General features: G+C 45.5%; 19 protein-coding genes and 1 other annotated feature. Of the genes, 16 read left to right on the top strand and 3 right to left on the bottom strand.

Going from position 1 to position 18,562, the window contains the following annotated elements; genetic code table 11:
- Positions 1-12 precede the first annotated feature (12 nt).
- The 15 genes from E2L07_RS05125 (at position 13) to E2L07_RS05195 (ending at position 14,341) form a co-directional block, all read left to right on the top strand.
- Positions 13-1,488 carry a heme ABC transporter ATP-binding protein gene (locus E2L07_RS05125; RefSeq protein WP_134229004.1) on the top strand — a complete coding sequence of 492 codons (1,476 nt, stop codon included), beginning with the start codon at positions 13-15 and terminating at the stop codon, positions 1,486-1,488.
- Positions 1,485-2,444 carry an adenosylcobinamide-phosphate synthase CbiB gene (cbiB, locus tag E2L07_RS05130; RefSeq protein WP_134229005.1) on the top strand — a complete coding sequence of 320 codons (960 nt, stop codon included), beginning with the start codon at positions 1,485-1,487 and terminating at the stop codon, positions 2,442-2,444. The genes E2L07_RS05125 and cbiB overlap by 4 nt, the downstream gene beginning before the upstream one ends.
- Entirely contained in the window at positions 2,431-3,543 is a 1,113-nt protein-coding gene (gene cobD, locus E2L07_RS05135; protein WP_053431402.1) for a threonine-phosphate decarboxylase CobD, read from the top strand. Before cbiB ends, cobD begins: the two co-directional genes overlap by 14 nt.
- Positions 3,516-4,082, top strand: coding sequence for a bifunctional adenosylcobinamide kinase/adenosylcobinamide-phosphate guanylyltransferase (locus E2L07_RS05140; RefSeq protein WP_134229006.1), 567 nt, complete (start codon positions 3,516-3,518; stop codon positions 4,080-4,082). The genes cobD and E2L07_RS05140 overlap by 28 nt, the downstream gene beginning before the upstream one ends.
- A 4-nt stretch (positions 4,083-4,086) precedes the next feature.
- Positions 4,087-5,592: a cobyric acid synthase gene (locus E2L07_RS05145; protein ID WP_134229007.1), complete on the top strand. Its 1,506-nt coding sequence runs from the start codon at positions 4,087-4,089 to the stop codon at positions 5,590-5,592.
- Positions 5,589-6,374: an adenosylcobinamide-GDP ribazoletransferase gene (locus E2L07_RS05150; protein WP_134229008.1), complete on the top strand. Its 786-nt coding sequence runs from the start codon at positions 5,589-5,591 to the stop codon at positions 6,372-6,374. Before E2L07_RS05145 ends, E2L07_RS05150 begins: the two co-directional genes overlap by 4 nt.
- Positions 6,332-6,961 carry a histidine phosphatase family protein gene (locus E2L07_RS05155; RefSeq protein WP_134229009.1) on the top strand — a complete coding sequence of 210 codons (630 nt, stop codon included), beginning with the start codon at positions 6,332-6,334 and terminating at the stop codon, positions 6,959-6,961. Before E2L07_RS05150 ends, E2L07_RS05155 begins: the two co-directional genes overlap by 43 nt.
- Positions 6,913-7,335, top strand: a complete 423-nt coding sequence (locus E2L07_RS05160; protein WP_134229010.1) for a bifunctional adenosylcobinamide kinase/adenosylcobinamide-phosphate guanylyltransferase — start codon at positions 6,913-6,915, stop codon at positions 7,333-7,335. Before E2L07_RS05155 ends, E2L07_RS05160 begins: the two co-directional genes overlap by 49 nt.
- A 14-nt stretch (positions 7,336-7,349) precedes the next feature.
- Positions 7,350-7,940, top strand: coding sequence for a cob(I)yrinic acid a,c-diamide adenosyltransferase (locus E2L07_RS05165; RefSeq protein ID WP_134229011.1), 591 nt, complete (start codon positions 7,350-7,352; stop codon positions 7,938-7,940).
- 146 nt (positions 7,941-8,086) lie between these two features.
- Entirely contained in the window at positions 8,087-9,007 is a 921-nt protein-coding gene (locus tag E2L07_RS05170; RefSeq protein ID WP_134229012.1) for a VanW family protein, read from the top strand.
- A gap of 124 nt (positions 9,008-9,131) precedes the next feature.
- Positions 9,132-10,622 carry a spore germination protein gene (locus E2L07_RS05175; protein ID WP_010897760.1) on the top strand — a complete coding sequence of 497 codons (1,491 nt, stop codon included), beginning with the start codon at positions 9,132-9,134 and terminating at the stop codon, positions 10,620-10,622.
- A gap of 24 nt (positions 10,623-10,646) precedes the next feature.
- Entirely contained in the window at positions 10,647-11,759 is a 1,113-nt protein-coding gene (locus E2L07_RS05180) for a spore germination protein (RefSeq protein WP_134229013.1), read from the top strand.
- Positions 11,737-12,846, top strand: coding sequence for a Ger(x)C family spore germination protein (locus E2L07_RS05185; RefSeq protein WP_134229014.1), 1,110 nt, complete (start codon positions 11,737-11,739; stop codon positions 12,844-12,846). Before E2L07_RS05180 ends, E2L07_RS05185 begins: the two co-directional genes overlap by 23 nt.
- A 121-nt stretch (positions 12,847-12,967) precedes the next feature.
- A complete protein-coding gene (locus E2L07_RS05190; RefSeq protein ID WP_134229015.1) occupies positions 12,968-13,879 on the top strand; it encodes a M23 family metallopeptidase in 912 nt (303 codons plus the stop codon).
- Between the two features lie 78 nt (positions 13,880-13,957).
- Positions 13,958-14,341 (top strand): hypothetical protein, encoded by a 384-nt coding sequence (locus E2L07_RS05195; RefSeq protein WP_053431391.1) that lies wholly within the window; start codon positions 13,958-13,960, stop codon positions 14,339-14,341.
- Between the two features lie 62 nt (positions 14,342-14,403).
- Here E2L07_RS05195 and serA read toward each other — a convergent pair whose 3' ends face one another.
- Entirely contained in the window at positions 14,404-16,026 is a 1,623-nt protein-coding gene (gene serA / locus E2L07_RS05200) for a phosphoglycerate dehydrogenase (protein ID WP_243854912.1), read from the bottom strand.
- 153 nt (positions 16,027-16,179) lie between these two features.
- Positions 16,180-16,423: a binding site (T-box leader), on the bottom strand.
- A gap of 106 nt (positions 16,424-16,529) precedes the next feature.
- Here serA and E2L07_RS05205 point away from each other — a divergent pair.
- Positions 16,530-17,597 (top strand): M14 family metallopeptidase, encoded by a 1,068-nt coding sequence (locus E2L07_RS05205; RefSeq protein ID WP_053431390.1) that lies wholly within the window; start codon positions 16,530-16,532, stop codon positions 17,595-17,597.
- 57 nt (positions 17,598-17,654) lie between these two features.
- On the opposite strand, the gene E2L07_RS05210 is transcribed toward E2L07_RS05205, so the two are convergent.
- Together E2L07_RS05210 and E2L07_RS05215 are read right to left on the bottom strand one after the other, a co-directional pair.
- Positions 17,655-18,146 carry an inorganic diphosphatase gene (locus tag E2L07_RS05210; RefSeq protein WP_010897767.1) on the bottom strand — a complete coding sequence of 164 codons (492 nt, stop codon included), beginning with the start codon at positions 18,144-18,146 and terminating at the stop codon, positions 17,655-17,657.
- A gap of 116 nt (positions 18,147-18,262) precedes the next feature.
- Complete coding sequence (locus E2L07_RS05215) at positions 18,263-18,511, bottom strand: ferredoxin (protein WP_010897768.1); 249 nt, start codon at positions 18,509-18,511, stop codon at positions 18,263-18,265.
- Positions 18,512-18,562 lie beyond the last annotated feature (51 nt).

Consider the following 18,562-nt stretch of genomic DNA (forward strand, 5'->3'; position numbering starts at 1 on the left):
GAGTTGGACCATATGCTTGATGCACAAAATGTAAGTGTTGGCTATGATGAAAAGACACCGATTATTCAGCAACTCTCGTTCCAAGTTCATAAAGGTGAAATTTTCGGTATTCTTGGTCCGAACGGGAGTGGGAAAACGACATTGTTGAAGGCTGTGAGCGGCCTGTTGTCACCTTCGGAAGGAACGATCACCCTACAAGGAAAAGCCATTGCCGATTATCATTCAAAAGAGCTGGCACAAAAAATGGCCGTGCTGCCCCAGACAGCCGACACCACCTTTGCTTATAAAGTAAAAGAGGTGGTCGCTCTCGGGCGTTATCCCCATCAAAAGGGTTGGCTTGCCTCCGAATCGCAAGAAGATGAACGAGTCATCCGTGAGGCGATGGAGCAAACTGATACGTGGAAGTTTCGCAATAAGCCGTTACAAACGTTGAGCGGAGGTGAGCGCCAGCGAGCTTTGCTTGCCCGAGCCCTTTGCCAGGAGCCTGATCTCCTTTTGCTTGATGAGCCGACCAATCATCTCGATATTTCGCACCAAATGCAGTTACTCGATGCGTTGAAAGACTGGACACGAACGCGCCAGTTGACTGTTGTGGCCATTTTGCACGATTTGAATATGGCGAGCCTCTATTGTGATCGCGTATTGCTTCTTAATGAGGGACGGATGGTCGATCTTAATAGCCCACGCCAAGTGATGACCGAACACCAGCTGGCCAACGTTTACGAAACGAAAATTCGCCGCAACGAACACCCGACGATTCCAAGGCCACTCGTCACATTTGAGCCGGCGGCAATAAGAAGCAAACCAAGCTCCCCTATTTCTGAGCTTGAGGTTTTTACCTCCGAGCAACTAATTAAGGTGACAAGCTCCATAAGGTGGAAAACGTTATCATCTGCTGTATTAGGGGCAGGGTTCAAATGGCATCAAACGTTTGTGAACAGGCATGTATCAAAAGACTATTATTGTGATGATGTGGAGCGGGAGTTTCAAACGTTTTTATCAAATGTAGGGGTCGATGGAACCGATGCGTTAGGGATGATGACGGCCGCTATTCTTGAAGATGTTGCCATAACCGAAGCGACTTACGAATCGTTTAAAGTACGAGTGTTTGTGACGGCCGGAATATCAAATGCAGTGGATCCTGCCAAAGCTCATCTTCGCAAGCGAAATGAGGCAACGGTCGGAACGATCAATACGTGGGTGTTCATTGAAGGAACACTGCCTGATGCCGCCTATGTCCAAGCGCTGATGACAGCTACAGAAGCAAAAGGGAGAGCGCTTGCGGAGAAGGAGATTCTCGATCCTGTAACAGGGACTCTTGCGACGGGTACATCCACTGACAGTGTTATGATCGCAAGTTCACAGACCGGGACGTACTTCCCTTATGCGGGAACAATCACTCCGCTCGGTCAAGCGATCGGAAAGCTCGTCTACGATGCAACCATTCAAGCGGTGACAGACAATGAAAAGCGGAGGCTTGAACGATGATCGCTTGTCACGTAATCGCGATCGTTAGTGCCTTTATTCTTGATAAGTGGCTAGGTGATCCGAAGTGGCTTCCTCATCCTGTCGTCGGAATGGGGAAGTTGATCACTTATTTCGAGAGAAGATGGAATTGTGGTAGGTGGAGACGAGAAAAAGGCGTGCTGCTGCTCCTAACGGTTTTATTGATCGTGACAGCTTTATCCCTTGCTCTCGTATGGTTGTCCTATCAAGTCCACCTTCTGCTCGGTGTCATAGTAGAAGCTCTATTGATTGCTTCAACGATTGCGGCCAAAGGATTAAAAGAGGCGGCGGAAGAAGTTGCTCGTCCCTTAACAACCAGAAACTTGTTAGAGGCTAGGCGGAAGCTATCGTATATTGTCGGTCGAGATACTGATCAACTAGATGAGAAAGAGATCGCCCGAGGTGCGATTGAGACGGTTGCTGAAAACACAAGTGACGGAGTAACGGCCCCCCTTTTTTATGCCTTGATCGGTGGAGCCCCCTTAGCCCTTCTATACCGAGCCACGAACACGTGCGACTCGATGGTCGGTTACAAAAATGAGCGCTACCGCGACTTCGGTTGGGCTTCCGCTAAATTTGACGATGTTCTGAACTGGGTTCCGAGTCGTATCACCGGTGTATTGATGCTTCTTCTTCATCGAAAAAGGCGCCAAGCACCGTTAGGTCAATCTTTAAAGATGCTTGCGAGGGAAGCGAAGAAACACCCGAGCCCAAACAGTGGCTGGGGTGAAGCGGCGATGGCGTTGCTCCTCCATGTGACTTTAGGGGGAACGAATACATATCAAGGAATGACCTCGGAGCGGGCGAAAATGGGATACGGAACAAAGGCGATGACCGCTAAGGACATTGACGAATCGATCGCGATTATGAATCGAACGGTGCTCGGCTTTCTTGTTTTTTTATTTCTGTTAGGGGGATTCATTTATGCGATTACCTAATCATGGCGCTAACCCAAAAACACTCGCTGCCCAAATGGGGACAAGTTTGACTGGGGAGGCCATTGATTTTAGTGTCAATACGAACCCGTTCGGCCCGCCCCCACAGTTACTAGCTTACTTGAGGAAACAGCTAGATCAAGGACTGTTTACCCAATACCCAGACCAAGAGGCAAGCGAGTTAGCCCGTGCGATTGCCATAAAAGAACATGTACCTCCTTCCAGTGTGCTTGTAGCGAATGGAGCCGCGCAAATCATTTATACGATTGCCCAGCTATGGCATAAGCAGCGAGTGGCCATTGTTGAACCTACGTTTTTAGAGTATGAAGAGGCGTGCTTGGCAAATGATTGTTCGGTCGAACGGATTATGCTACCACCTCCATGGTCTCTTGATCTAGACCGTATGACCGCTGTGCTCAAGCGGACAGACCTCCTGTTTATATGCCATCCGAACAATCCAACGGGTGTCGCCTATCGTAAAGAGCAGCTCATCGAACTGTTAGAGCTTGCAAAGCAGTTTGGAACGACTCTTGTCATTGACGAAGCGTTTTATGATTTTATGGAAGTTCCGATTACGTTTACCGCTCAAGCGGCTGCAAACGAAGGGATCATCGTCGTTCGTTCGATGACGAAAATGTTTACAATTCCCGGACTAAGGCTTGGATATGCCATTTCAGCTCCTAGTGTCATAGAAAAGTTGAAAAGCAAAATTCCGCCTTGGAGTGTAAACGGATTGGCGGATAAGGCTGGGCAGTTTTGTTTGCGGGAGACAATGTTTGTCCGCGATTCAGCGCAAAGAATTGCTGCAGCCAGGGCAGAGATGCAAGCAGGCTTCCGGCATCTTGGATTTGACGTTTCTCCATCGGTAGTCAATTTTTTCGTCATATCTGATCCGAGAGAGTCGATTGGGATGCTGGCAATGCTTAAGGGATTACTTGACCGCGGATTTGTCCTTCGCCATACGGAAAATTTTCCTGGGCTTGACGGCCGATATCTTCGCGTGGCCGTTAAAGATCAAGATACGAACCGGAAGTTGCTACAGGCAGTAAAAGATTGGGTGGAAGGTGAGACGTCATGTTTGTCTTCATTTCAGGAGCGGTGAGAAGCGGAAAAAGTAGTTATGCGGAAGCGCGAGCGATCGAATCGATCAGCAAGCAAAGTGGAGGTCAGCTCTATTATGTCGCCACAAGCACCGTGGCGGACCATGAGATGGCAAGCCGTATTAAACACCATCAACAGCAGAGAGAGCAGGCAGGGGTGCCATGGAACGTCATTGAAGCACAGGTTGATATCGGTTCACTTGCGGCAAATTTTGATGAAAGAGATATTGTTCTTATTGATTGCTTAACGACGTTATTAAACAATGAACTGTTTCGCACGTTAGATGCAAAGGAGTACTCTTTAGCGAAGGAAAAAGAGCGAACCGTTGCGAAGCTGTCACAGGAATTGGATTTATTTTTGCACGGGAACTGGACGACCCTTCTCGTAAGCAATGAGGTCGGTGACGATATCCCATACGAAGATGAATATACGTTAGCCTATCAACATGCTCTAAGTCTCCTTCATCAAAAGCTCGTTCGTGAAGGAGATGAAGCGGTGCTTGTGGAACATGGCATCCCGCTCGTGAAAAAAGGAGGCTAGGGTCATGAAAGGTATTATGGTACAAGGAACCGCTTCAGATGTTGGTAAGAGCTTAATCTGTACCGCTCTTTGCCGAATTTTCGCGCGGAGAGGTTATAAAGTGACTCCGTTTAAGTCACAAAACATGTCGAACAATTCGTATATTACCGTTGAAGGATTGGAAATTGGTAGAGCCCAAGGAATTCAGGCCGAAGCTGCGATGGAAGAGGCTAGTGTGTATATGAATCCGATTTTGCTAAAGCCACGAAACGATCGGGAAGCAGAAATTGTTTGCTTCGGTCAAGCAGTGGATACGGTATCTGGCGTCAAATATCGCGATGGTTTTTATAAGCGAGGACTGGAGGCGATCAAGCAAGCGTTAGCCACGTTAAGTCAGTCTTTTGATATGGTTGTAATCGAAGGAGCTGGCTCTCCCGTTGAAGTCAATTTGAATGACAGAGAGCTTGTGAATATGAAGGTGGCTGAACTAGCGGACGTTCCGGTCATCCTTGTAGCTGATATTGAACGAGGCGGGGTGTTTGCTAGTCTTTACGGTACATTGGAACTTCTCCAACCGAATGAACGGAAGCGGGTCGTCGGGATCATTGTAAATAAATTTCGTGGTGACCCCGAATTGTTTTCGTCAGGGGTTCAGTGGATTGAACAGCATTTAGGTGTCCCTGTGCTCGGTGTACTTCCTCACCTGCCTGGGGTTCGGATTGAAGGTGAGGATTCCTTATCAAAGGGACAGGTAACCTCGGTTCTTCCTAGAGATCAAAGCATTGATATCGCCGTTCTCGATTTACCTTATCTTTCGAATTATACTGACTTGGAGCCGTTTCGCTATGAAGAAGATGTGGCGATTCGCTTCGTCTCAAGCGTCGATGCGTTAGGAAGGCCAGATGCAATTATTTTGCCTGGAACGAAGAGCACCTTTCATGACCTGCAGATTTTAAAAGAAAAAGGATTTAAAGAGCGTCTTCATGAATATGTAACAACAGACGGTACGGTCGTCGCCATCTGTGGAGGCTTTCAAATGCTCGGCCATCGGCTTATTGATGTGGCAGGGTCTGATACTGGAATCAAAGGGGCAACAATCGATGGGCTCGGTCTCGCTCCGGTTGAAACGAGATTCGCAGAAAAAAAGAAAACTGTCCGTTCTTTGGGGCAACTTTTACATCCATTCGGAACGGCAAAAGACATTTACGGGTTTGAAATTCATTTAGGTGAAACGGATATTGTTGATCCGTCCATTCCTGCTTTTTTACGTGTAGGCAATCATACCGATGGCGTTTATTTACATGAAGGAAGACTAATCGGCACTTATTTCCATCATCTCTTTTTTAATGATGACTTTCGCAGCGGATGGCTCAATACACTAAGAAGAAAAAAAGGTTTACGCGAGCGGCCAACCGTCGAGCTAGAAAAATGTAGACGTGCGTCCTACGATCAATTAGCGGACGAAGTGGAACGAGTTCTTCATGTGGACAGCTTGCTAGAAAAAATGGAACGGTGGGGCGAAACATCATGAAACATGGCCTGAACGGATTGCTTTTAGCGTTTCAATTTTTAACGACTGTGCCGATCACGCGGCAGATTCCATGGACTGCACGCTCTGCCCGCTGGTCGATTGTCTGTTATCCCTTAACTGGGCTTGTATTAGGTGGTTTGCTAGTAAGCCTTTACCTTTTGCTGTCCCCGTTTCTCTCGCCGTTAGTGCTGGCAGCTCTACTGGTGACACTCTCCATTTTCTATTCTGGCGGGTTGCACCTCGATGGGTGGATGGACGTGAGTGACGCATTTCTTTCTAGACGAGACCGTGAAACAAAATTGATCATATTAAAAGATTCCCGTGTCGGCGCATTTGCGGTCATGACAACGATCCTCCTCATCGGCTGGAAGGTACTCCTGCTAATGGAGCTGATCGCTTTGGCTCCCCGTGAATTCACGTGGCTGCTTTTGCTCGTGCCCGTTTGTTTGCGTTGGATGATCATCGTCCAGCTTATCTATGGCAAAACGGCCTCCGATCAGGGGATGGCGGCCAGCTTGCTGCCACATGTAACGACACACGTGAAAAACGCATCGAGAGTATGGTTTCTATTCATTGCTGGAGCTTGTTTTCTCTTGCTGCAAAACGTGATTCTCACCTTATGCTTCCTGCTGATGATTTGGCTTTTCCCCCTCTTCTGGCTGCGCGTGTGCAAACGGGAAATTGGGGGGATGTCTGGTGATACGATTGGCGCAAGTATCGAAGGGGGCGAGCTATTCCTATGGGGCATCATGTGGACATTCTTCTTATCCGTCACAGCCTAACAGTGTGCAATGAACAGAAGCGATATAATGGATGGAAGGACGAGCATTTATCTCCGAACGGAAGGGCTGCTGCGCAAATGCTTTCCCAGCGTATGCCACTAGTCGATTGCGTTTGTTCTAGCGATTTAACCCGGGCTTGTGAAACGGCTTCGATTCTATTTCCAGGTCATGAGATTCAAGCGTTCCCTGAGTTTCGCGAAGTGAATTTTGGGTGTTGGGAAGGAAAACGTTACGATGAACTTATGGACGAACCTTCTTATCGCCAATGGCTTGAGGACGCGGAGCAGTTTTATCCGCCTGATGGAGAGACATTGCCCACCTTCTATAAAAGGGTCAACCAGGGATGGGAGAAGTTATTACAAGAAGCAAACGCTAGAAAGGCGCATCGGCTCGCAGTTGTTACCCATGCAGGAGTCATTCGCGTGCTGCTCGATACGTGGGCAAGGCGTGAGGATGTCACGTTTTGGGATTGGAAAATTCCATTTGGTGTAGGCTATTGGATTTTTGGTACGTATGAAAAAGAAAGGAAGGAATTTCAGTGCATTTCGTTACAGGAGGAGCATTTCATGGAAAGCACCAATGGGTGAGAGAGCGCTATAATCTCCAAAGGCGATCGGACTATGTTGTTCATAACGGATTTGCAGGTGCAAAAGTTTTACCATCAAGTATTGAAGAAGGAGAGCTTGTCATTGTGACAGGGCTCCATCTGTACATTCGAATGCTGCAAGGGCATGAGGAGCCGCGAACAGTGTTTAAACATTGGCTTCAAGACGCGATTTCATGGGAAAAAGGGGGAAAGACGGTCGTTCTGATCGGAAATGAGATTGGCAAAGGCATTGTGCCTGTAAAACGAGAGGACAGGGAATGGCGTGACCTTGTTGGTTTGTGTTATCAAGATATCGTTCGATTAGCTGAGCGGGTCGATCTCATCTGGTACGGCTTGAACCAGCAAATAAAATAAAGGGGGACTGTCACATGCGACTTTATACACGAACTGGAGATGAAGGAAAAACAAGTGTGATCGGGGGACGATTAGCTAAGGATGATACGAGAGTGGTTGCCTATGGAACAACAGATGAATTAAATTCGTTTGTCGGATTGGCCATCACACAGCTGGACGAAAATACATTTGCTGATATCCGCGGTGAGTTATTCAAAATCCAGCATGAGCTCTTTGACTGTGGCGGTGACTTGGCGATGCTGAAAGTGAAGGAAGATCGTCCATACAAAGCGAAGCAAGAGATCGTGGACTTCCTTGAGCAACGAATTGATGCCTACATTAAGGAAGCACCAGAATTAGAGCGATTTATTTTACCAGGAGGCTCTGAGGCTGCCGCGAGTCTCCACGTATGTCGCACGATTGCCCGGAGAGCCGAGCGTTATGTTGTCCGTTTGCAGCAAGAAGGAGAGATAAACCCGATCGTATTAAAATATTTGAATCGGTTATCGGACTACTTTTTTGCTGTTGCCCGTGTAGTAAACTCCCGTCTACAGGTTCCTGATGTGGAGTATGAGCGAAGTGCGATTGTATTCCGTGAGGGTAAGCGAAAAGAAGATAAGAAATAGGGTGGAGCGAGCCTCAATATGACGTGAATCAAATACGTTTTACAAGTTACAACCCCCTTTTTTGAGAGAGCAATAGAGAGTTGTAAAAACTTTGAAACTGGCGACATATAGTATGGAGCGGAGCTTTTTTGAAAAGGGGGATTGAATTGAAAAGGAAGGTGTGTTTTAGTTTTATTGGGCTGCTCCTTCTTGCCACCGGTTGTTCTCAAGCGGAAGGAAAGGAACCTGCTTTTGCATCTTTTCATTCACAAATGGCATTGGACCATCATGGTGCTAAGGCTCCGGTCGTGCTGGATGTGCTATTAATGAATGAACTATCGGGGGAAAATGAAAAGGTCAGATTAAACGATTATGGATACTGGCCTGGGCGTGAGCTAGACATGACAGCTTTGGCTGATTTGGCGGGCGGGCTTGCGGAAGCGATTGACACTCCGATGAAAAACCCGCGATTGATGACAGATGGAACGTTTCTCCCCGGGGAACCTCGGGTTATTTTATCAGAACAAGAATTTGTTGAGAAGCTATCCTCTATTGCCCCGCTTGAAGCTGATGTCGTTATGCCGATCTATTTGACAGAACCGAATGTAACTGAAGAAGAGCTTAAGGAAAAGAAAACGGAAGAAGTCGCTTCGTTTACCACTTATTTTGACTCATCTGTAGCAGGGCGGACGGAAAATATTCGTTTGTCGGCTGACGCTATTCATGGCACCGTCCTAGGCCCAGGAGATACGTTTTCGTTTAACCATGAAGTTGGGGAACGAACGGTCGAACGAGGCTATAAGGAAGCAAAGGAGATCGTCAACAAAGAGTTTGTTATGGGGATCGGGGGTGGGATTTGTCAAACATCATCCACGCTCTTTAATGCCGTTGATCAAGCTGGTTTATCCATCGTTGAGCGTTTCACCCATTCAAGAGAAATTGGGTATGTTCCAACGGGACGGGATGCGACGGTTTCTTGGGGAGGACCTGATTTTCGATTTTCAAATCCATTTGACGAGCCGATCTGGATCCAAACAAGCGTCGAAGGTGGTGCCATTACCGTATCAGTCTATGTCTTTACTTCATAACCTTGCAACATTCTAATGTACCGCATGCTGAAAATAGCTGCGGTTTTTTTGTTGCACTATTTGTCATAAAACGGCCTCGCTTATCTCATACTAACGAATAATGACGGGCGAGGAGGGAAGGCAAATGTTTTTTAAATGGCTGTTAAACCAAATGCATGCCAAGCCGAAGCTCACCGTTGCAGACGTTTTGTCCCAGTGTAAACAGTCCAATGATTATACGGAGTTTTTAAACCATCAAAAAGGTTTCCCATACATACTCTCTTACTACGAAACATTAATCGATGCTGACCGTCTCAATCAAGATGTCACGCCTTATTTAAAGAAAGAAGCAAAAACATTAGAGGAATTAATTGAAGATGTTCCAATTCAAAATAAGGAAATCTCAGATGATCCCCAGCAAATTAAGACAAAGGTGATGCAAGGGTTTGTCTTATTACGAAAAAAAGGGGAGGGCCATGAGGTTGCTCTTATTGAAGTGACGATGGATTCTGGGCGTGAGGTTCAAAGGCCTGAAGTAGAATTTAGCGTTTCCGGACCACAGGAGTCGTTTGTTGAAGCTTTGCAGATCAATATTAACTTAATTCGTAAACGTCTGCCAATGCCACAGTTAAAAGTCGAACAATTAACCGTCGGTCAGTTAACGAAAACAAAGGTCGCCCTGTTGTACATTGAGGGGATTGCCAATGAAGAGAATGTGAATACGATTCGCCAGCGGATCGATAAAATCGAATTCGACCAAGTCATTGACTCTAACAGCTTAGCACAAATGATTACCGATAAGTCGTTGTCTATTTTTCCACAATTGATTAATACGGAAAGGCCAGAACGGGTAGCCGCCGTATTAGCAGAAGGCAAAGTTGCCTTTTTATGCGATGGTTCCCCTGAAGTGATCTTTGGCCCATCGACTCTTGTGGAATTTTTCTCTTCACTTGAGGATTATTACTTAACATGGCAAATTGCAACATTTGTTCGGCTATTACGTTTTTTTTCGCTTACGTTTTCCGTGCTTGCTACACCCGTTTATATTGCAGTATTAACGTTTCATTATGAGCTGATTCCGAAAGATTTACTCGCGACGATAATTGCTTCGCGAAGCAACATTCCCCTCCCTCCGTTCATTGAAGCGATCATTTTAGAGTTAACGATCGAATTGCTTCGCGAAGCGGGAGCAAGACTCCCGACGAGGATAGGGCAAACGATCGGGATCGTAGGCGGGATTGTCATTGGACAAGCGTCGGTTGAAGCAGGTCTTACGAGTAACGTGCTATTAATCATCGTCGCGTTAGCCGCACTTGCCTCCTTTACAACGCCTGTCTACCAGATGGGGAATACGATTCGTTTATTACGCTTTCCGTTCATGATCGCAGCAGCTGCATTAGGATTAGTAGGGATTACGGTGTGTACGATTTATTTAATCGTCCACCTCTTGCGCTTGACTTCTCTCGGCAGACCTTATTTGCAACCAATTTATCCATTCCGGTTTAAGGATCTTCGCGATGCGTTTGTGCGTATGCCGTTCAGTTGGATGGCAGAGCGACCGCAATTGACACGGCCGAAAGATCGCGGACGTCTGAATTTCTTTCGCGCCAATGAACGTCGCGACATCGATGAGTGATTATTTAGAGAAAAAGGTGATTGGATGGGACATCAAGTAAAGGAGCCATTTCTCGTTTCGACTGGAATGACGTTCTTTTTAGTTCACGGAATGCAGGTCGGAATCGGGGCCCTTAGTTTTCAACGGGCAATCGTGAAAATTTCCGGTTATGATGGATGGATATCGATCATCATCGCCGGAATTGTCGTTCAAATCATCATTGCCCTCATGTACGCTCTCCTTAACCGGGCGAATGGTGATTTAATCTCGGTTCATGACGATATTTTTGGAAAATGGCTTGGTGGGGTCTTTAGCGTCATCTTCGGTGTCTATCTCCTTTTATTAGCTGTCGTTATTTTGCGAATCTATATTCAGATTGTTCAAGCATGGGTGTTTCATGATTTACCGACATGGATCATTACGCTTATCTTAGCATGGATCTTTTATTTGCTCATCTCTGGGGGATTCCGTAAAGTGGTCGGCATTTGCTTTCTTGGGGTCATTGTACCAGCGCCGTTGTTTACGATCTTATTAATGCCTCTAGAATTCGGGCATTTTATTAACATGCTGCCGATCTGGAAGCATACGCTTAGCGAGTTAATAGCAGGTGCGAAGGAAGCTTCTTTAAGTTATTTAGGCTTTGAAATTTTGTTGTTATGCTATCCGTTCATTAAACAACGAGAAAAATCCCATAAATGGGCACAGCTTGGTGGTTTAATGACGATTTTTGCTTATACTAGCTTAATGGTAATTAGTTTAGCCTTTTATAGTGAGGAACAGCTTCATCGCACGATTTGGGCAACATTGACCCTTTTTAAAGTAGTAGAGTTTCCGTTTATTGAGCGATTTGAATATATTGGTATTTCTTTATGGTTGTTGTTAATTTCACCGAATATTGCGTTACCTGTATGGGGAGCCAGTCGAATTGGAAAACGTGTATTAGGCATTAATCAGCGGACGGTCTTAGTGTTTGTCATAGCAATCTTAGCTTTAATTACGATGTTCCTTCAGACGAGCCAAGAAATAGAAACGCTCGCTTTATGGGTTTCTGAATTCGGTTTTTATTTTGTTGGGGTATACGTTCCGTTGTTGGTTATGGTTTATCTTGCGGTTTCCCACTTAAGGAGTGGTGCTGATGAAAAAACAACGACAAGTTAAAAAGCTTGCTGTACTTGCGGCAGTATTCCTAATAACTGGCTGCATCCAAACAAGTATCATTGATGATGTGGCACTTATTGAGGCAGCGGCACTTGATCGGACGGAAAATGACAACATTAAGCTGACCGTAAGTTATCCTACTTTTTTAGAGCAAGGTCAAGAAAACATCTTGCAATCTGACCAAGCAACGGCTGTTGCCAAAACGATCAAAGGAGCCCGAGAGCTATTGAACGGTAGCTCACAGCGGCCATTAAAGTTCGGACAAATTCGCGTCCTTCTGTTTAGTGATGCCCTTTCAGAATCAGGAGTTGAGCCGTATGTAGATTCGATGTATCGGGATCCATCCATAGGGAACCGCGTCTTGTTAGCTGTAGTCGACGGGGAGGCACAGGACGCCTTGATGATTAGGCTTGGAGCAGGGGAGCGACCTGGCGTCTTTTTAGGGGATTTATTGCTACATAACATGGAGGAACATTTGCTTCCATCGACAAACCTCCATGTTTTTATGTTTAGCGCCCTTAACGATGCCCGTGATCCTTACTTACCGTTATTACTCGTAAAAGATGATAAGCTAAGGATCGGAGGAACGGCCCTTTTTAAAAGAGATCGATTCGTCGATAATATCGGAATCGAGGATTCTTTCTTTCTTAAATTGATGGTGGATGAGATGAAACAAACAACCCATCAATTTCAAATCGATGAGGATGGAGAAAAAGCCTATGTGGTGGTAGAGAAAATTTTTTCATCCTTCAATCGCGAGATGACCGGTTCAATGGAGGCGCCTCACTTCCGTTGTCATATTCATTTTCGCGGGGAAATAACCGACTATACAGGCCCGTTGACTTTAACAAAAGATGAGACGATGAATAAAATTGAAGAGGGAATGGCACGACAAATTGCAACAAAAGGTGAGGAATTGCTCAAGAGATTTCAATCTCTTGGCATCGATCCTGTAGGGTTAGGGGAAAAATACCGTAGCCATACACGAGACTGGAAGCCGGAAGTGTGGCACGATTCCATATATGAACAGGCCACTGTAGAAGTGACAGCCGAGGTGGAAATTGTCCAATCAGGAGTAACGGAATAAACAACCTTTCACATACGTTTGAACTTTTTTAGTCATAATATGGAGCATGTGTCCATAGGATAGCAGTAGATCATGGACGAGTTCATTCCAGCTAAATGAGCGAACACATAAGGAGGAACCCATGCTTGATTTTATTAAAAGGTTGTTTATTGCCCTTGCGATCGGAACGTGTATCGGAATCATGTTCATCGGTACAAGTACAGCCTCTGCAGAAGAAAAAGCGATTTCACCTATTCATATTTGGCCGACCGTAGGGGAAATTACAGATACATTTGGAACGAGAGGCGGGACCCATCACGGGATTGATATTGCTGCACCTGTTGGGACCCCTGTTATTTCTATTGCAGACGGAATGGTAAGAAAATCTTATTATTCAGATAGCTATGGCCATGTCATTTTTGTTCAACATGATCATGGTTTGGAAACGGTTTATGCACACTTGAATGAAAGGTTTGTAGAGGAAGGCGACACAGTAAAGGAAGGCGAGCAAATTGGTACCGTTGGTAACACCGGGAGATCGTCTGGTCCGCACCTTCATTTTGAGGTACATAAGGATGAATGGAATGTTGAAAAATCAAATGCGATTGACCCGTTTCTCGTCTTAGCTGATGAGCGGGATTATATGTATGCTGCCGTGGATGATAGCTGGAAAGACGGGAAGGAAGAGGAATCCACGTATGCATTTAAAAACAAATTTACTAACGAAGATGAGGATGAACTAGAAGAAATAGAGCTGCTAGAAAATCAACAAGTTTTTACGGTTTCAAAAGGTGATACTTTATGGGGAATCGCGCAAAAACATGAAATGAGTGTAGAAACGTTAATGGAGATCAACGGTTTAAACGACACATTGATCCATCCTAGAGATGACCTTATCGTCCTTCTTGATGACGAAGAAAGTCATGTCGTGAAAACGGGAGATACACTCTATCGGATTGCGCTAAACCATCAGTTAACAGTGGAAGAGTTGCAAGCGAATAATGACTTAACAGATGAGTTGATTTTCCCTGGTCAAGTGTTGGCTCTAAAGTAAAAGGAGCTCTGTCGCCAGCCTATGTGTAAGTGTGGTAAAATAAGACTTGATCACTAGGTAAAAAGGACGGAAAATAGGATGGGACAGGTGCAAGCGACAACAGAGCTTTTTCAATGGTTAAATGAACAAACAGACCTTACAAGCTATCAGATCGATTTAGTGGATGGGTTTGTGTTTATGCTGAAAAGAATTAAACACCATGGCCATATTCGTTTAACAGCACCGGATACGATTCACCCTCGTTTTTGGAAATGTCATGATCGGACATTTGGCTATCGGTTGATGAAAGGGAACAGAAGACGACCCGCTCATCTATACAAGTTTTATTTTGATGTGGCAAAGGTGGAAGGGCTTCTTCACATTCACAAGCAATCCGTTAGCTTGTCAGACAAAGGGGTTCAATTTCTTACGTATTCCAAAGAAATACAATTAGATCGTTTGTGCCATCATATCTGGATATAAAAAAACTAGCTGGGTAACGCCAGCTAGTTTTTTTACAATAGGGACAAGCTTCATTGCTCGTGCTACAACTCGATGCGATCGGCAAAATGGATTTCATCAACCGCTTTTAAGGCTTCGATCACTTCATCGGTGGCAACTTTGTCCACTGCTACCATCATGATCGCGTCGCCGCCTTCCTCTTGACGACCAACTTGCATTGTCGCGATGTTCACATTGTGCTCGGCGAGGAGCTGACCCATTTTTCCGATGACACCTGGACGGTCATTGTGTTGAATGTAAATTAAGTGACCTTCTGGAACAAAATCAACATTGAAGCCATTAATTTTCACAATCCGTGGTCCATATTCCTTAATAAACGTTCCGTGAACCTCAAACGTGCGATCTTCTCCATGAACGACCGCATGGATGATGTTTGCATACCCGAACGTTTGGTTGCTGCTATGCTTTTCTGTAAAACTAATTCCACGCTCTTTTGCAATGAGACCAGCGTTAACATCGTTCACGCCCGCATCAACACGTGGAGAAAGGAATCCGGCCATTAAGCTTCTTGTCGTAATCGACGTTTCAATATCGGCGACGTTCCCGCCGTAGCGAACTTCAATTTCTTGTACCGGTGTTTTCATACATTGGGAGAGCAAGAAGCCCATTTTCTTCGTTAACTCATAATAAGGCTTGACCTTCTCATAAACTTCTTTAGAGAGGGTCGGTAGGTTAATGGAGTTGCTGACAGGGTTGCCTTCTAAGAAGTGAAGAACTTCCTGTGAGACTTGTTCTGCCACGTTAAGCTGTGCTTCTTTTGTGGAAGCAGCAATATGCGGAGTGGCGATGACGTTGTCAAAGGCGAGTAGCTCTTCGTCAGCGACAGGCTCTTCTTCAAATACGTCCAATGCCGCACCAGCAATATGGCCTTCACGCAAGTAATGCTTAAGCGCCTCTTCATCGATGATTCCACCGCGGGCACAGTTAATGAGAAATACCCCTTTTTTCGTTTTGCCAATGTTTTTCATGCCTAGGAGGCCTTTCGTTTCTTTCGTTAAAGGGGTGTGGACCGTAATAATATCGGCGACCTGAAGAACGTCGTCTAAGCTTGCTACAGTGACACCAAGCTTTTCGGCACGGGCTTTCGTTAAAAATGGATCAAACACATAAGGAGTCATCTCAAACGCCTTGACACGTTTCGCAATTTGTGAGCCGATTCGGCCGAATCCGATAATCCCGAGCGTCTTGCCGCGGAGCTCGGTTCCTTGGAACGCCTTACGCTTCCATTCACCTGCTTTTATCGATGCATTCGCTTGTGGAATTTTGCGCAGGAGGGAACAAATCATCGCAAAAGTATGCTCAGCCGTAGAAATGGTGTTTCCGTCGGGAGCGTTTACGACGACAATCCCATGCTTTGTCGCAGCATCGATGTCGATATTGTCAACGCCCACACCAGCGCGGGCAATGATTTTTAAGGAAGACATCTTTTCCATGAGTTCTTCTGTGACCGTTGTGGCGCTACGAACGAGTAACGCATCATATTCATGTAAATCATCCGCGTCTGCTACGTTTTGTTGTACGCACTCTACACGAGGGTCATTCAATAAAGGGGAAAGTCCTTGTTCGCTCATAGCATCCGATACGAGGATGCGATAAATGGCTTTGTTCTCCGTTTGGCTTTTGTCAGCGATTGCTTGTTCAATCACGTTAAACTCCACTCCTTAAATTAAGTATTCTCTCTTGATCGTCTGTCCTCTCTACCTTTAGCAGCAAGCAATGGAATGATTTTGAAGCACATGCCCCCCTAACATCAAACTTTTTTGATAGTAAAAAAACCTTCTGCCCACACGACGACTGTCGTGAGGGGCGGAAGGTTCATACCGCGGTGCCACCCTCATTCACACATACTTGTTGTCGCAGTATGTGCCTCAAGGAGATTTAACTACGTCTCCAAGGTAACGGATTAACCGGAGCGCTCCTACTTAAATGTTCAGAGCGTCAACTCAGAAGGGCTACGGAAATTGTAGAGCCAAGCTGGTTCACAGCAACCACCAGCTCTCTGGATTGGTCATCTACATTCCTCATCTTCGTCATCGTTTTTAAGCAAATGTGTTTTATAATTTTTTGATAACTTACCACAGGAGATGGACATTTGTCAATTAGGTACTGAAGATTTACGGTGAGAAATATTGTGAAAAGAGGTGGTGAAATGTTGAAACATGTTGTAGAAAAAGGGGAGACGCTAGCGAAAATTGCAAATCGCTACGGAGTTCGTGCGGTCGACCTTTTGGATAGCAATTCGTTTATTGCCCATGAACGATCTTACGTCTATCCGGGAACAGAACTTTTGATCCCAAAAAGCGTGAATTCAACATTTGCTGCAGGACCGTTCGAATGTTTGTATGAGTATGGATATACGGAGCTGCTGCTTGATCGGAATAGGCTAAAACAACAACGGGTTAAAGAATCGGTCATCGGCAAATCGGTCATGGGGAAGGAGATTGTCGCATTTGAAATAGGATCAGGAGAGATTCCGATTTTTTATTCAGGCGGTTGGCATGCGAACGAATGGCATACAGCAAAATTTTTGATGACTTTTTTACAAACGTTAATCGAGGCGGAGGTGAGTAAAGCCGATTTGTTCGGCTATTCGGTTTACGAGTTGCTAAAAAAGGTGACTCTCCATCTCGTGCCCCTCGTCAACCCTGATGGTGTCGAGCTTGTTCAGCAAGGAATCTACCCAGAACATCCTTTTTATGAACAGGTTCTTGCCATCAATAAAGGTGCACGGACGTTTGATCATTGGTCGAGCAACATTCGCGGTGTCGATTTGAACCACCAGTGGCCAGCAGGGTGGGAGAAGGAGGCGGCGGAAAGTCCACAGCAGCCATGGCCGCGCCACTATAGCGGACCTTCGCCGCTGTCAGAACCAGAGGCGATCGCAATCTACGAGTATACGAAGGCAAATGACTTTGCGTATGTGCTTGCCTTTCATTCCCAAGGTCAAGAGATTTATTGGGGGTATAAAGGATTCGAGCCTAACGTTAGCAAAGCCATGGTGGAGCGCCTTTCACTTATGAGCTCGTATAAACCGGTTCATACGGCGGATAGCGATGGGGGATACAAGGATTGGTTTATTCAAGAGACGAGAAGACCGGGATTTACAATTGAAGTGGGCGTAGGGAAAAATCCGCTTCCACTTGAGGCGTTCGGAGAGATTTGGTCTAACAACATTTTGCTCGCATTGGAAGGGCTCACCTTACACGAACTTATGTAAAGGCATAGTGAAAGAATGAAAAAGACTCGGGATAATCCCGAGCCTTTTTTCCATATATTATCCTTTATAACGAGCAAAGCACTCGTCAATTAATTTAGCGGCTGCTTCTGCATCTTCATACGCACCAACCTCTGTTTTCTTTCCTTCAAGGTCTTTGTACGTTTTGAAGAAGTGAGCGATTTCATCCAGCTTATGCTTGGGTAGATCGTTTAAAGAGTTCACATCTTTAAAACGAGGATCTTCTGTTGGAACGGCGATTAGTTTTTGATCCTCTTCACCACCGTCAATCATGTTTAAAAATCCGAGTACTTTGGCATCAATAACGCAGCCCGGGAATGTTGGATTTGAGACAATGACAAGAACATCTAATGGATCGCCGTCAAGGGCTAGTGTGTTTTCAATGTAGCCGTATTCTGCTGGATAGAACATTGGCGAAAAAAGAACACGATCCAATTTGAAAACGCCACGCTCTTTGTCATACTCGTATTTGTTTTGACTACCAGTTGGAATTTCAATAAATGCTTCAATGACCTTTGGTTCGATTGCCATCTGAAGTCCTCCCTTGTTATGTATAAATGTAATCAACGTCCATTATAGCAACTTCGAAAAAAGAAAGGAAGAAAAAAACGGCTCCACCGAAAAGGGCCGCTTTTTCTGCCAACGATTTACTCAAATTTTAATGCGTCGCCATCAAATGGCTCGTCGGCTACCTTGATTGAGTCTGTTGGGCAACCTTCTTGAGCGTCGATCATATCTTCAAGCAATTCGTCTGGAACTTCAACCGTTCCTTCATTATCATCAAGGGTAACAAACGCGATCCCTTCATCATCATAATCATAAATGTCTGGTGCAGCTGCTCCACATGCACCGCAGGCGATACATGTATCTTTGTCAACAATTGTGTATTTAGGCACAAGAACCCCTCCTCTAAGAATCAGAACCTATCTCTTCTCTAACAGTTGTAT

This window comes from Halalkalibacterium halodurans, from assembly GCF_004376175.1.
GTDB classification, from domain to species: Bacteria; Bacillota; Bacilli; order Bacillales; family Bacillaceae_D; genus Halalkalibacterium; species Halalkalibacterium halodurans.